The sequence below is a fragment of the Alistipes putredinis DSM 17216 genome, from assembly GCF_000154465.1.
In the GTDB taxonomy this organism is placed as follows: domain Bacteria; phylum Bacteroidota; class Bacteroidia; order Bacteroidales; family Rikenellaceae; genus Alistipes; species Alistipes putredinis.
The window spans coordinates 1-14,243 of sequence record NZ_DS499577.1 but is presented as its reverse complement, the minus strand read 5'-3'; the positions used below and the strand labels follow the sequence as shown (position 1 = coordinate 14,243).

Here is a 14,243-nt window from a genome sequence, read left to right as displayed (position 1 = left end):
TATTTTCTGTATTAACGATCAATACATATACAATATATATTTATATAAAATCGCAAAATCCGACGAATCGTACTATCTTTGTAAAGGATAAGAACACGCCCCTGAAAACTGCAAATCCCCCGTTTTCTTCTCGGCTCACACTGTCTTTAATTGTAAAAATTCATCGATTATCCCCATGAATCGAATCGTCATCCTCGGGGCCACTTCCGGCATCGGACTGGAGATCGCCAAACTGTATATCGCCGCCGGCTGGCAAGTCGGGGCCGCAGGTCGCCGCACGGAAAACCTCGAAGCACTTCGGGCTGCGGCGCCGGACCGGGTAAAAATACGTTCGATCGACATCACGGCCCCGGAAGCGGAAGAGCTGCTGCTGCGGCTGATTGCCGATCTGGGCGGCTGCGACCTGCTGCTGCATTGCGCGGGCATCGGCTACAACAACCCGCAGCTCGACGCCGCACGGGAAATCGCAACGGCGGAAACTAATACCGTAGGGTTCACGCGCATCATGGACACGGCTTTCGACTATTTCCGCAAGCAGGGCGGAGGACATCTGGCAGCGATCAGTTCGATCGCCGGGACCAAAGGCCTCGGCGCAGCGGCGGCTTACTCCGCCAGCAAACGCTACCAGAACACCTATCTCGACGCATTGGCACAACTCTCACGGATGCAGCGGCTCGACATCCGAATCACCGACATCCGGCCCGGATTCGTGGACACACCCCTGCTGCGCGAAGGGAAATACCCGATGCTGATGCGCCCCGAAAAAGTCGCCACACGAATCGTCCGGGCGCTGGAACAACGGAAACGGCGCATCGTCATCGACCGCCGTTACGCCGTGCTGGTATTTTTCTGGAGGCTGATTCCCGAATGGCTCTGGGAGCGGCTGCCGATCCGCACGAAATAAGGCCCGTCAGCAAGATTTCTCCCGACACCCCATGCTCCCGCCACAGCTATCCACCTCTAAAATTTCCCCAATGACATCCCAACAAATCGCTGCCATCGCCGCCCGCAACACAGAGAAAGCCCGACGGATCATCCGAGATACCGGCATCATCGACATCTGGGAATCCGCCGGAGCCGAAATAAACCTGGTCGGCTCGCTCAGCACCGGTCTTTTCATGAAGCACCGGGACATCGACTTCCATATCTATTCGGCTGTCCTCCGGCCAGAAGATGATTTTACCGCTTTAGCGAAGCTTGCCGCCAATCCTGCCGTCAAACGAATCGAATACGGCAACTTGCTGGCGACGGAAGAGCGGTGCCTCGAATGGCACGCTTGGTACGAAGACCAGGAAGGCGAACTCTGGCAGTTGGATATGATCCATATCGAGAAAGGCTCCCGCTACGACGGCTACTTCGAAGAGGTGGCCCGACGCATTTCGGCGGCCCTGACCGATGAAACGCGCGAGGCGATCCTGCGGCTCAAGTGGGAAACGCCCGATACGGAAAAAATCGCAGGCATCGAATACTACATGGCCGTCCTGCGGGACGGCATCCGCAGCTACCCCGATTTCGTTCGCTGGCGCGAAGCACATCCCCTGACGGGTGTAGCGGAGTGGATGCCCTGAAAGCCGGAATCCATGCCGGAGGTCAGGTCTTGCACCGGATATAAAAGAATTTTCCTCGTTCGATTTCGACCAACTCTACGCTATCGAATCCCGCGCGACGATCTATTTCGACAAGTTCGCCGCATGTATATTTGGCAAATCCGTAACGGGTATATCTCAGCTTGTCGAGCCACTGTTCGAAAACCCGGAGTAACGGGTTGCATACCGTACGATTTCCATTCGAAAAAACGGTTAAGACTGCATCAGCACAAGGGTTATCATAAACACCGCAGGCACATTGTTCAGGGCATGCGCCCCGACCGCCCACAAGAAACCCAGGTTGACCCGCAGGTAAACCATGACGCTACCGGCGAAGAAAAGCATCAGACATATCAGTAACGCATAGGGCACCAGGAACCAGGTAAGACCCTGCATGGCGAAAAGATGCACCAAGGCAAAGAGTCCGGCCGAGCACCACATCATCGGACGCAGCCACCCCTTCTTAGCCTGCCAGAAAGCATCTGTAGTAAATCCATATAGCAGCCCCGCTACAACGATACCTGCCGGAAGCCCCCACCAGAAAGAATGCTGCGCCCCGGCTATCGCTAAAAACCGCGAGACGAAAAAGAGCGTCAGTGCCCCCAATCCAACCGCTACCTGCCACCGCCGGAACGAAAGTCCCAGCCGAAAACAACACTCTTCGAAAAAAGGTGCTACGAGCAGCACGTACGGCAATGCCCACCATCCCATGCCGGCAGCCGCTACGGACGGATTTCCGAAAAATGAAAGCCCCTGCATCGGGTTGATTCCCGTATTGGCCATGTAAATCGCCGTACACCCCGTAAGCATCAACATCACGGCGATACGGGTTACGATAAAGAACAACAGCGCGTACAGCAAAATGCGGCCGACACTCTTGGTCTGCCGTTCATTCGTACGATTCAAAATAAAAAGCTGCATATATTCACTTTTTAAGTTTACACTCAATAAAAATCCGCCGGACAGAACGATACGATTTTCGCAGGGACTGTCTCGGCGGATATTCAATTGTAATAGTATGGAAAATCAGAACGGGAGATCGTCCGGATCGTCCGCAGCAGGCGTAACGGGAGTCTGGGCCGCAGGCTGCTGGTACGAAGGCTGCGCCGGCTGCTGATAGGACGGCTGTCCCTGCGGCTGGGCATACCCGCCTGCCGGAGCTCCCGCCGACTGGTTATCCCCACGGCGTCCCAACAACTTCATATCGTCGGCCAGAATTTCGGTCGTATAACGCTTGTTGTTATCCTTGTCCGTCCACTCGCGGGTACGCAGGCGCCCCTCGATGTAAATCTGCGATCCTTTATTGACGTAGCGATCCACTACGTCGGCCAAACCGCGCCACAAAGTGATCGTATGCCACTCGGTATGTTCCTTGGTTTCGTTGGCCTGGCGGTCGAACAGCCGTTCGGTCGTCGCCAGACGAACCCGGGCGACTTTCGCTCCGCTTTCGAGCGTGCGGACCTCGGGATCCACACCTACATTGCCGATCAAAATCACTTTATTTACCATATCGCCTCGTTATAAGTTTTTTATCATCTCCATAAAGAGCTCGGCCATCTTCACGCCGGCTTTGGCCCCCTGACGCTGCACATCCTCGTGGTCGCCGACCTCATCGCTCAACCCGCAGTTCGTAATGACCGATACCCCGAAAACGGGAATCGACATGTGCCGGGCCACGATCACTTCGGGCACGGTGGACATACCGGCGGCATCGCCGCCGATCGCCTTGAAATAACGGTATTCGGCCTGCGTTTCGAACGTCGGACCCGTACCGCCCACGTAAACGCCGTACTGCAACTTGATTCCCTTCTCCTCGGCAATACGGGTCGCACGGATAATCAAGTGCTGATCGTAACAGTTGTGCATATCTGGGAAACGGGGGCCGAACTCGGCCATGTTGGGGCCGATCAGCGGATTGGGCATCAGGTTGATGTGGTCGGTGATGACCATCAGATCGCCTACCCGAAACGAAGGATTCACGCCGCCGCTGGCGTTCGATACGAACAGGTAGCGGATCCCGAGCAGCTTGAGCACCCGCACGGGGAACGTCACCTGCTGCATGGTGTAACCTTCGTAATAGTGGAACCGCCCCTGCATGGCCACTACGCGGCGCCCTTCGAGCAAACCGAAAATCAATTTTCCCTTATGTCCCTCGACCGTCGAAACGGGAAAATTGGGAATCTCCTTATAGTCGATCGAATATTTCTCATCGATACGGTCGGCGAAATCGCCCAATCCGGTACCGAGAATAATGCCTACTTCCGGTTGGAAGTTTTCGATGCGTGCCTGAATGAAGGCCGCAGTCTCTTTAATTCTCTCTAACATCGCACTCTAATTTTTGGAGAAAATCCGTTTCCGAATCATCTATGAATGAAATATTGATGGGCAGGAAATACATTCTCTTGCGTACTTCCGCCGGTATCTTTTCGGGATGGCTCATCTTGACCGCGTCCTTTTCGGTCATGATGATCGCCGCCTTCGGGTGTTTTGCCAGCAAATTCGCTACCAATTTCATATCTTTCACCCGGTAAACATGGTGGTCGTCGAAACGAACGTCCTCGATCACCTTGTAATTGTTTCTCAATCCCTCCACGAAAGGTCCCGGATTGCCGATACCCGACATGGCGATCACCTGCTGGCCGTAATTCAGTTCCTCATCCACGAACTCAGGGAAGAGCGGCCGAGGCCGGAAACTTTCGAAACGGGTAAAGTAAACACGCTGATAGGCGACCTGAACCAGAACCTTGCGCAGAATGCGCCGGTCGATCGGAGCCATATTCTCGGGGCATTTGGTCACGATGAAATAATGCGCCCGGTGCAACTGTTCGGGCAAATCCCGCAGATTGCCCGCAGGCAACATCCGATCATGCTGCACGGGCCGTGTCGCATCGATCATGACGATATTGACTTTAGGCTCTACGTAACGGTGCTGGAAGCCGTCGTCCATCACGACGAGATCGACCTCCGGATGCTCCTGCCGAAGACGGCGGATCCCCTCTGCCCGTTTCTCGCACACGACCACGACCGTATCGGGAAATTTGCGCTTGATCTGCAACGGCTCGTCCCCCACTTCGCGGTAGTGCGATTCGGGAGTGACCTCAATATATCCTTTCGTTCGCCGCCCGTATCCTCTGGAAATCAACGCTACGTGATGCCTTTGAGCCATGTAGGCGATCACCATCTCGGCCATCGGGGTTTTGCCCGTACCGCCTACGGTGATATTGCCGATGCAGACGACCGGAATATCGAACTTCTCCTGTTTCAGAATCCCCCAATCGAAAAGCCGGTGGCGCAACAAGACCCCCAACTTATAAAGGAAAGAAACAGGCATCAAAAAAAAATTCGACATTCTCAATACTGGTTTATAGCAATCAAAGATAGCAACAATTCAATGAATTACAAAAGAAACACCCCAAAACTTGGATAATCCGACCGCAGAGCAGCGGAAATTTTGTTTTTTTTCTTATCTTTACCGGAAGAAAACTTCCGTTAAAAATCAGGATACATCCCGACCGGACTCCAAAAAATTTGACCCGGTTCGCAGTTTTATACCTTAATTATTAACATGATCAAACAACTGAAACCAGCTGCCGCATTGTTAGCAGGCCTGCTCTTTTTAGCAGGATGCGGCCGCACGGCAACGGATGCCGAAGAAAATTCCGATGAAATCATAGAACCCAACCTTTTATACGGCATTCCCGCCGACAACTACCGGCTCGAACAGCAGATCATCGACCGTGGCGAAACCCTCGGTCAGATTCTGAACCGATACGGTGTTTCCGCCGCCCAGATCGATCAGCTCGACAAAGCGTCCAAAGACGTATTCCCGCTCCGCAACATCCGGGCCGGGCGCAGCTACACGGCTTTCATCCACGAAGATTCGCTCAACGCCCCCCATCTGGACTATCTGGTGTACGAACAGAGCATCTCCCAGTATGTCGTTTTCAGCCTGGCCGACGACTCGATCAGTGTCACCAAAGGCGAAAAAGAGTATGAAATACGTCGCCAGAAAAAGACTGCCACGATCGATTCCTCGCTCTGGGAGGCGATCGTAGGCGCCGGCATGCCGGCCTCTCTCGCCGCCGAAATGGAGGACATCTATCAATCGACGATCAGTTTCTTCAGCATCCAGAAAGGAGATAACTTCACGGTCATCTACGACGAGCGTTACATCGACACCCTACCGGCCGGCATCGGGCGTATATGGGGAGCCAAATTCAACTACGGCGGCAAGACCTATTACGCCATTCCGTTCCGCCAGGGCAATAAAATCGCCTATTGGGACCAGGACGGCAACAGCCTGCGCAAGCTGATGCTTATCACGCCGCTCAAATATACACGCATCAGCTCCCGGTTCACCTATTCGCGGCTCCACCCCATCTACAAAACCTACCGAGCCCATACGGGCGTCGATTTCGCAGCTCCGAAAGGCACTCCGGTACATGCCGTAGCGGATGGCACGGTCATCTTCAAAGGCTGGGGCGGCGGAGGCGGCAATACCCTCAAGATCAAACACAACAACGGGTTTATGACCGGTTATCTGCACTTGAGCGGCTACGCCAAAGGGATTCGCCAGGGCAGCCGCGTATCGCAGGGGCAGTTGATCGGCTATGTCGGCAGCACCGGAGCATCGACGGGTCCGCATCTGGACTATCGCGTCTGGCGCAACGGCAAACCGATCGACCCGCTGAAAATTCCGCAGGAACCGGGCGAACCGATTCACAAAGCCAACCGTGCCGCTTACGAATATGTCCGCGACCGAATTATGGCCGAACTGGACGGCGAGGTAAAGGAAGAAGACAAGATCAAACAACTCGACTCGATCGTACTCACCCCGTCGAAAACGGCAGACAGCCTGGTTTTCAGCAGTAAATTATGATCGACCCGCGCATTGTCCGCTTCATCGGCCGACACCACGTCCTGACACTGGCGACCGTCGCCGGAGAACAGCCCTATTGCTCGCACGCGTTTTACGCCTACGACCCAGAGCGCAATCTGCTCGTATTCGCGGCCGATAAGACGACGCGCCATGCGGAGGAGATGCAGGCGAACCGGCAGGTAGCGCTGGGCATCGCGCTCGAAAGCAAGGCAGTGGGCAAACTTCAGGGGCTCCAGCTTTGCGGAACGGTGCGGGAAGCGGACGAAGAGGCACGAAAAACATATATCCGCCGCTTCCCGTTCGCAGCACTCGCCGAGCTGACGTTGTGGGTTGTAGAGATTTCCTACATGAAATTCACGGACAATACCCTCGGATTCGGAAAGAAACTGATATGGAACAGCAAGGAACAGGAGTAATCATCGTCGCCGGCGGGAGCGGCAGCCGCCTGGGAGGTCCGCTTCCCAAACAATTCCGCATGCTGGGATCGCTGCCGGTATTGGGCCATGCGATAAACGCCTTTGCAAGAACGCTGCACAGCACGCAGATCGTCGTCGTCCTTCCCGAAGGACAGATCGATTTCTGGAAGAATCTGGCAGCCCGTTTCGACATAGCCAAGCACACCTGCACGGCGGGCGGGCCGCAACGGTTCCACTCGGTACGCAACGGCCTGTCCGCTCTGCCCCGAACCGTCGCACTGATCGCGGTCCACGACGGCGTACGTCCGCTGGTATCGTCCGACTTGATTTTGAAAGCCGTGGAGTGTGCGGCGGCCCACGGGACGGCCATTCCGGTCGTCGAAGCCGTCGATTCCCTGCGGCAGCTCACACCCGACGGATCGCACCCGATCGACCGCAATACGCTGCGAATCGTACAAACGCCCCAGGTCTTCGACGCGGAATTGCTCCGTCGTGCCTATGAACTCGACTACTCCCCCGACTTCACCGACGACGCCTCGGTCGTCGAACGGGCGGGACATGCGGTCACGCTCTGCCACGGAGAGCGCGGCAACCTGAAAATCACGACAGCGGACGATCTTCCGATCGCTGAAGCAATTCTTTTATCCAGAGCATCCCGTGAAGAAAATCTATAAATACAGCTTCAGCCGCCACACGCTTTCGCTCACGACGATCTACCTCACGATCTTCCTCGCACTGGGGATCGGGCTCTACTTTCTATATGAAGGAGGCTATCTTTCGGCCTGGTTCTTTTCGTTCATCGTGGCGCTCGTCGCCCTGATGTCACTCTCCATTCCGCGTCGCATCCTCGTGGACGACGAAGGACTGCATATCCTCTGTCTGCTCGACATCACGGAGCTTCATCCCGAAGAGATCGCCTCCGTACGGCAAGTCGAGAAGCAGGAACTCCGAGGCTACGTGCCCTATTTCGGCGGTTACGGATTTTTCGGGTTCTACGGACACTATTTCGACCTGAAAAATCTCGAAAGGGTCAAAATCTACGCTTCCGAATGGCGGAATTTCGTCGAAATCACCGATATATATGAAAATCGGATCTATGTCTCCTGTACCCAGGGAGAAGAACTCGTAAACGACTTACGGGAACTCATCTCGCACGCCCGAGAACGACGAGCACAGGAGCTACAGTCCCAGGAAACGACGGAAACACGATAGTTTTCACCTTCCGACGTCAAAACAAAAGACACCGGCCTCTACACTTCTCCCCCCCTCTCCCAAATTCTCTTCCCGAAGGGGATCTCGATTCATTACCTTCCCCAAAAGGATGCTATGTTGTGTATATCAGTATCTGCATGTTAAGGGATGATAAACGCACGAATTCCGAATTCGAAATACGATACACGACAATCCGGCCTACATTAACGCATCTTACGATTTTCCATTCGCCGCAGAAAAACAATCAGGGGAAACTGTGTACCAGTTTCCCCTGATTTCAATGTATCGTTCAATCTTAATTCAGATTCGGCAGGAAGGAGTAATCCCGGCTGTATTCGAGCATCTGCTTCACGTAGTCGTTCGGATAAGAAACCTTCACATCCACGACCTTGCCGTTCTTCTCCACCAGCTCGTACTGCGGATTCACAAAACCGCTGTAAGGCTCGATATCGAGGGCTTTGTAACGGGTCAGCACTTCGGCGTGCAGCTTCGGATCGACCGTCACGGCATATTTCTCGACCAGTGCTTTGCCGGCCTCGAAATCGCCTTCGGACTTGATACGCTGCACCTCGCGGAGCATACGACCCAACAGCTCGCGCAGCTTCGTATAATCGTTCACCACGACATACGTTTTACCATCCTGCTCGACCCACTCGATCACGTTGTCGGGCTTCCCCTGCTCGTAGCACCATTCGGCGATCAGCTTGCGGTTGCGCATGTGCGCCTCCTCGACATTCTTGCCCGGCTCGATACGTGCGAGCTGCGTCATCATACCGTTCATGATATACCGGGCATATTCCGCATACGCCACATCCAGCGACGGAATCAGCCCCAATTCAACCATTTTCGGATCGCCCAGGTAGTAGAGCCCGAAAAGATCGGCACGGGCCTCCTCGAGCGTCGAGGTATAGTTCTTCAACTCACCGCCCTTCACACCCGGAGCCAACTGCCCGGAACCGTGTCCCAAACATTCATGCAGGTCGGTATGCAGATCGTCGGCCAACTTGCCGTACTTGTCGATACGTTCACGGTCTTCAGGACGCAGCATGAACTCCTCGAGGAATCCGTCGCCATGCGCCGCCTGAGCATAAGCGTAGGTAATGTTGTCGATGGTCACCGACTTCGAACCGTGCTCCTTGCGGATCCAATCCGCATTGGGCAGATTGATACCGATCGGTGTCGCAGGATAACAGTCGCCGCCCAGCATCGCTGCCGTAATCACCTTGGCCGAAACCCCTTTGACCACCTTCTTCCGGTAGGCGGAATCTACAGGCGAATGATCCTCGAACCACTGCGCATTCTCGGAGATAACCTCCGTACGGCGACAGGCCTCCTTGTCCATGAAGTTGACCAGCGACTCCCACGACGCCTTGCGTCCCAGCGGATCGCCGTAATCTTCGATAAATCCGTTCACGAAATCGACGTTGGATACGGTATCCCGCACCCACAGGATGTTATAACGGTCGAAATCGTGCAGGTTACCCGTCTTATAATAGTCAATCAGGGCTGCGATGGTCGCCTTCTGCGGCTCCTGGGCAACGCCTTGCGCCTTCTCCAGCCAGTAAACGATCTTCTCAATCGCCGGCGAATACATACCGCCTACTTTCCACACCCGCTCGCGGATCGTTCCGTCCTCATCCTTCACGAGCTTCGAATTCAACCCGTAGGAGACCGGTTCGGGGTCGGCAGGATCGGCCATGGCACGATAGAAATCTTCGGCCTCGGCCTGTGTCACGCCTTCGTAATAGTTGTTGGCGGAAGTGGCCACCAAATCCTGACCTTCAGCCTGATTGAGTTGAGTCTTATAAAGTTCGGGGTTGAAAATCGCCTCGCAGACCACAGCCCGCAGCGCATTGAGCTCGTCGCCGAACTTCTCGACGGGGATCGACTCGGCAACCGCGAGGAAATACTCCTTCGGAAATTCGGGTACGAACTTGTCGTTGGAATAGTGGTGATGAATTCCGTTGGCGAACCACACTTTTTTGAGGTATTTCTCCAGCGCTTTCCATTCGGGCGTCGTACGGTCACCGTCGTAATTCTCATAAATCACCTCCAACGTGCGGCGCACGGGAAGGTTGTATTTGAAATTCTGGTCGAACATGATGTCGCGGCCGCACTTGGCGGCTTCGGCCAGGTAGTAGATCAACTCTTTCTCCCGGAGAGGCAGCTCGGCAAAGCCCGGCACCTCGTAGCGGAGAATTTTAATATCGTCGAAGCGGTCCAGGATCCAGGGAGCATCCTCCGTCTTCTTTTCATGGCAGGAAATCATCGTCGTTGCGGTTAAAGTCAAACAAATTGCACTCAATCGGGTCTTCATAGGCACCAGGTCGTCGGTTTAACGGGATTTTACAAAACAGCACGAACGAAACACACGGCCTCGATTCGCGCATCTTTGCAAAGATACGAATAAGCCGGGTACAAAAGCAAATTTATTTGCATTTTGTCGCAATGAAATATCCAATTATCCGATCCAAATCGAAGACAGAGAAAAATGAGAACAATCGTACAGACTTATACACAAAAATCGCCCAACCGCTTCCTATCTTCGACAAGGATAAACAAATATTCATCCCCGGCAAACACGGAACATCGGTCCCCCAACAGTCCGACCAGCTCCGATAAAACCGACCGCAACTGGTTCAATCCGACACACAACCCTTTCGGGTTATTTCGTTTTTCAGACAAAATACGTTCCACACCACATATCGTCCACAACCGAACAAAAAAGTCCCGGTCGGTATTTTCCGACCGGGACTCCAATTAGCGTTCCGCATATCTGGACATCGATGCCCGACACGGCTTCAATTATCTAACGACCGATGCGGACGGCATTTCATCGTTACTATGCCAAGTACCGGTCCACTTGTAATTTGTCTCAAAATACTTCTGGAATGCTTCGATCTGCGCCGAAGTAGCCCAAATATCGACCAGATTAGCCGCAGGAATGAAATTAGCAGGATCTGTCAACTTTGTATTGGTATAGATATTTATCGAAGGATAGATCCATTTACCACTATTAGGTTCACTCTCCCACTTCTCCAAATAAGAGCCGGAAAGATTCAGAGAAGTCAATTCCGTACAACCAGTTACGGTCACAGCAACAATCGCCCGACAATCCTTTACCGTCACGGATTCGATCTTCGGACATTTATCCAGTTCGACACGCTTCGGCCCAACCTCCGTACCGGCCGCACCTGTCACCACCAAGGAGAAAGTCGTCAGGCTCTGAAGACCGTTGCAATCGATTGCCGTCAAACCTTTCACCAACGAAATATCAACCGAAGTCAAATTGATATTACCAACAGCCAAATTCGTATCATCCAAAGACTCCAACCCAGACACCTTCAGCGTCTTCAAATTCCGAAAATATTCGATACCAGCCAAAGACTTCACTTCCGCCGCATTGTCGGCATTAAGCTCCAAATCCGTAACCCGATCAGCTTCCTCCTGCGTAATACCCCCATTGGAACCATAGGTCTCAATCAGGAACTCACGGAATGCATTATCTTTGATCGCATCGACAATCGTACTCGTTTCGATAATCGTATAGCTCTCCTTCTCGATATTGATAGCTTCCACGTCGAGAGTTCCGGCAAATATCTTGGTCAGCGTCGCACACCCCATTACATTCAGAGACTGCAACGACATATTACCCGAAATATCCAGACTCGACAATGCAGTATTGCTCGCATCGAGCGTCTTCAAAGCTGTCCCGTAACCGGCACCAAACAAAGTAAGTTCCACAAGCGGATTTCCGCTGACATTATAATTCTCCAACATCGGAGTCGAATGGAGATAAACATACTTGAGATTGTTATTACTTACGTTCCAATCCGTAAGAACCGCATTGTCGGAACAACTGAAACCGGAAGACTCGCTCAACAAATTATTCGCCACATTTACGCTTTTCAAAGTACTCGTATTATACGAACACTGGAAGCGGGTCAGTTGGTTGTTACTCAAATCGACAGACTCCAATACCGAGTTTTCGAAAGCAACCTCCTCGAGCATATTGCCGCTACCTTTCAGAATACGCAACTTCTTACATTTATTCAGTTCGATTCGCCCGGTCAGTTGATTGTTCGAAAAATCAATCTCCTCGAGATTGGTGAAGAATCCGGCAACAGGAAGCTCAGTCAGCTCGTTGTCCGAGCAATCCAGTTTCCGCACATTCGTGAAATTGACATATTCCACACCTTTAAGGGACTTAATACCCAAACCTTTGATATTGATCTCGGTGATCGCCTCGACCTCGGTTTTGTCGAGCTTACCGTCCCCGTTCTTATCGAAAGTCAGCAGATAAGTCTTATACGCTTCGTCTTCGATGTTAGCGATAGCATCCGGCCCTGCCTCATAATCCTTGTATTGGATAAAGCTCTCGATATTCGACGTGCTCTCGATCGTCTGCCCCTTACTCAACCAAACCGTTTTCAGGGAGTTCGCCATATATGCCAATGCCGAAGTCAGCAGCAGGTTTCTCGAAAGGTCGATCTCGACGATCGGGGTGCTGCCGAAGTCGATCGAACGCAGATAAGGACAGTTCGTTACGTCGATCTCTGAAATCTTGGTGTTGCTGATATTCAGAACTTCCAACTGTGCGCTTTTCGTAAGATCGAGCGTTGTAATTGTACCCGTTACCGCCAAATTTGTCAATTTTGTATTGTTCGTAACATCCAAACTGTTGAACACGTCGCCGCCGACATTCAGCGACTTCAGTTCCGTGTTCTTCGAAACGTCGATCGTACTGAATTTAGCCGAACTGAAGCCGATGATTTCCAGCTTGGTGTTCTTGCTCAAATCGGGAGCGACCACGAAACCAGCACTCGAAGCATAGAGATTTTTCAAATTAGGTGCAACCGAAAGATCGATCTTTTTGAGCTTATTACACGACATAACGGAGAGTTCTTCCAAGCTGGCAGGAAGCACGACCGACGAAAGGCCGGCGCCGCTGCTCAGGTTAAGCTCCTTCAAAGCATAACACTGCGAGAAATCGGCCTTTAACAAACGGTGCGTAGTGAAATCGACCGTTTCCAAATTCGGGAAATATTCCAGACCGTCGATCGATGCGATCTCCGACCCCGTAAGCTCGATCGCCTTTACCGCTTCGGCTTCTTCCTTCGAAATCTCACCGTCCTTATTCGTATCGAAGTTCGTCATGATGTAGGTCTTCAGCACCTTATCGGGAATCACGGCAGGATAGGTCAGTTCCTTGCCCGCCTGCTTGATTACGATATGCTCCGAAGCATCTGCATTCTTGAAGATAATCGTCGCGTCACGCGGGCCACCCTCCGTATTCGCCAACACCTTGAACGAGAACTCCTTGTCGATCATAGCGCGGGTATCCACAGCCTCGATCCAATCGACTCCCTCCTCGATCGTAGCCGTCACAGGCTCGATGTTCGTCTGAAGTTTCACCGTTACATTCTGCTCCGTATTGGACACAGATATCGTTTTCGAATCCTCGTCGATAATGAGCTTCCCCTCCTGATTCTGCTGGATTTTGAGAGGGGCCTTCTCACTGCCACTTACGAAATTGAATGTCACCTCCTTGGCCGCATCTGTCTCATTGGTCGTAGAAACCGTAAACTTCACGACGCTCTCGCCAGATTCGCCTTCCGTCTTGTCCGCCTCAACCCAATCTGCGCTACCTTCCAGCGTCCAGGATTTCGAACTGGTAACGGTAACAGTCTCCTCGCCGCCCTTGTACGAGAACGACAAGGTCTTCGGACTGATCGAAATAGACTCCGAAGCAGACATCTGACGAACCGTCAATTCCACACTCGTTGCCTCCGGGTAAGTCAGCGTGAGTTTAGCTTCCCGCGCAGCACCCGGATTGGCGTCTGCCTGAAGAGTGAATTTATCTGCACTGACCGACAGATCGTGCAGCCAAGTCGCATCCCACGTCACATCGAGAGAACAACCATCTACGGCATAATCCACGGTGTAAGGTACTGTTACCTTACCCGCAACGGCTGCGATGTCTGCGGGATTCGAGGCCTTAATGACTGGTGTCTCCTGTTTCACATCCGGGTCGTCGCTACAACCCGTGAGGCCCAAAGCGAAAACCGCGAAAAAAGACACCAACAAAAGCGTTAGTTTTTTCATACTGGTTAATGATTTTTTGTGAAAGCACTTCCGGTATCGCTACCG

General features: G+C 52.8%; 12 protein-coding genes. 6 read left to right on the top strand and 6 right to left on the bottom strand.

The genetic code is table 11. The features are described from left to right. The first annotated feature begins 175 nt into the window (after positions 1–175). Both ALIPUT_RS00155 and ALIPUT_RS00150 read left to right on the top strand, forming a co-directional pair. Positions 176–904 carry an SDR family NAD(P)-dependent oxidoreductase gene (locus ALIPUT_RS00155; RefSeq protein ID WP_004327503.1) on the top strand — a complete coding sequence of 243 codons (729 nt, stop codon included), beginning with the start codon at positions 176–178 and terminating at the stop codon, positions 902–904. Positions 905–974: 70 nt separating this feature from the next. Continuing rightward, entirely contained in the window at positions 975–1,568 is a 594-nt protein-coding gene (locus ALIPUT_RS00150; protein ID WP_004327502.1) for a hypothetical protein, read from the top strand. 231 nt (positions 1,569–1,799) lie between these two features. Here the strand turns inward: ALIPUT_RS00150 and ALIPUT_RS00145 are convergent, their stop codons facing one another. The 4 genes from ALIPUT_RS00145 to lpxK form a co-directional block, all read right to left on the bottom strand. Further along, complete coding sequence (locus ALIPUT_RS00145; protein WP_004327501.1) at positions 1,800–2,507, bottom strand: CPBP family intramembrane metalloprotease; 708 nt, start codon at positions 2,505–2,507, stop codon at positions 1,800–1,802. Positions 2,508–2,612: 105 nt separating this feature from the next. After that, positions 2,613–3,095, bottom strand: a complete 483-nt coding sequence (locus ALIPUT_RS00140) for a single-stranded DNA-binding protein (RefSeq protein ID WP_004327500.1) — start codon at positions 3,093–3,095, stop codon at positions 2,613–2,615. A gap of 9 nt (positions 3,096–3,104) precedes the next feature. After that, positions 3,105–3,911, bottom strand: a complete 807-nt coding sequence (locus tag ALIPUT_RS00135) for a purine-nucleoside phosphorylase (protein ID WP_004327499.1) — start codon at positions 3,909–3,911, stop codon at positions 3,105–3,107. After that, positions 3,895–4,935 (bottom strand): tetraacyldisaccharide 4'-kinase, encoded by a 1,041-nt coding sequence (lpxK, locus tag ALIPUT_RS00130; protein ID WP_004327498.1) that lies wholly within the window; start codon positions 4,933–4,935, stop codon positions 3,895–3,897. Before lpxK ends, ALIPUT_RS00135 begins: the two co-directional genes overlap by 17 nt. A gap of 216 nt (positions 4,936–5,151) precedes the next feature. On the opposite strand from lpxK, the gene ALIPUT_RS00125 reads away from it, so the two are divergent. From ALIPUT_RS00125 to ALIPUT_RS00110, 4 genes are read left to right on the top strand one after another with little or no spacing between them, the layout of a single operon-like run. Further along, on the top strand, positions 5,152–6,465 hold the full coding sequence (locus ALIPUT_RS00125; protein ID WP_004327496.1) for a M23 family metallopeptidase: 1,314 nt from the start codon (positions 5,152–5,154) through the stop codon (positions 6,463–6,465). Beyond that, a complete protein-coding gene (locus ALIPUT_RS00120) occupies positions 6,462–6,881 on the top strand; it encodes a pyridoxamine 5'-phosphate oxidase family protein (protein WP_004327495.1) in 420 nt (139 codons plus the stop codon). Before ALIPUT_RS00125 ends, ALIPUT_RS00120 begins: the two co-directional genes overlap by 4 nt. Beyond that, positions 6,857–7,555 (top strand): 2-C-methyl-D-erythritol 4-phosphate cytidylyltransferase, encoded by a 699-nt coding sequence (locus ALIPUT_RS00115; protein ID WP_004327494.1) that lies wholly within the window; start codon positions 6,857–6,859, stop codon positions 7,553–7,555. The genes ALIPUT_RS00120 and ALIPUT_RS00115 overlap by 25 nt, the downstream gene beginning before the upstream one ends. Beyond that, positions 7,539–8,093: a PH domain-containing protein gene (locus ALIPUT_RS00110; RefSeq protein WP_004327491.1), complete on the top strand. Its 555-nt coding sequence runs from the start codon at positions 7,539–7,541 to the stop codon at positions 8,091–8,093. Before ALIPUT_RS00115 ends, ALIPUT_RS00110 begins: the two co-directional genes overlap by 17 nt. A gap of 295 nt (positions 8,094–8,388) precedes the next feature. Here the strand turns inward: ALIPUT_RS00110 and ALIPUT_RS00105 are convergent, their stop codons facing one another. Both ALIPUT_RS00105 and ALIPUT_RS00095 read right to left on the bottom strand, forming a co-directional pair. Then, on the bottom strand, positions 8,389–10,410 hold the full coding sequence (locus ALIPUT_RS00105) for a dipeptidyl-peptidase 3 family protein (RefSeq protein WP_147554487.1): 2,022 nt from the start codon (positions 10,408–10,410) through the stop codon (positions 8,389–8,391). A 488-nt stretch (positions 10,411–10,898) separates the two neighbouring features. Then, positions 10,899–14,198: a BACON domain-containing protein gene (locus ALIPUT_RS00095; protein WP_004327484.1), complete on the bottom strand. Its 3,300-nt coding sequence runs from the start codon at positions 14,196–14,198 to the stop codon at positions 10,899–10,901. Between the last annotated feature and the right edge of the window lie 45 nt (positions 14,199–14,243).

Coding starts and splice junctions, on each gene's coding strand:
- lpxK (WP_004327498.1), bottom strand. CDS start 4,935: ATGTCGAATTTTTTTTTGATGCCTGTTTCTTTCCTTTATAAGTTGGGG.
- ALIPUT_RS00120 (WP_004327495.1), top strand. CDS start 6,462: ATGATCGACCCGCGCATTGTCCGCTTCATCGGCCGACACCACGTCCTG.
- ALIPUT_RS00140 (WP_004327500.1), bottom strand. CDS start 3,095: ATGGTAAATAAAGTGATTTTGATCGGCAATGTAGGTGTGGATCCCGAG.
- ALIPUT_RS00115 (WP_004327494.1), top strand. CDS start 6,857: ATGGAACAGCAAGGAACAGGAGTAATCATCGTCGCCGGCGGGAGCGGC.
- ALIPUT_RS00095 (WP_004327484.1), bottom strand. CDS start 14,198: ATGAAAAAACTAACGCTTTTGTTGGTGTCTTTTTTCGCGGTTTTCGCT.
- ALIPUT_RS00135 (WP_004327499.1), bottom strand. CDS start 3,911: ATGTTAGAGAGAATTAAAGAGACTGCGGCCTTCATTCAGGCACGCATC.
- ALIPUT_RS00150 (WP_004327502.1), top strand. CDS start 975: ATGACATCCCAACAAATCGCTGCCATCGCCGCCCGCAACACAGAGAAA.
- ALIPUT_RS00145 (WP_004327501.1), bottom strand. CDS start 2,507: ATGCAGCTTTTTATTTTGAATCGTACGAATGAACGGCAGACCAAGAGT.
- ALIPUT_RS00105 (WP_147554487.1), bottom strand. CDS start 10,410: ATGAAGACCCGATTGAGTGCAATTTGTTTGACTTTAACCGCAACGACG.
- ALIPUT_RS00155 (WP_004327503.1), top strand. CDS start 176: ATGAATCGAATCGTCATCCTCGGGGCCACTTCCGGCATCGGACTGGAG.
- ALIPUT_RS00125 (WP_004327496.1), top strand. CDS start 5,152: ATGATCAAACAACTGAAACCAGCTGCCGCATTGTTAGCAGGCCTGCTC.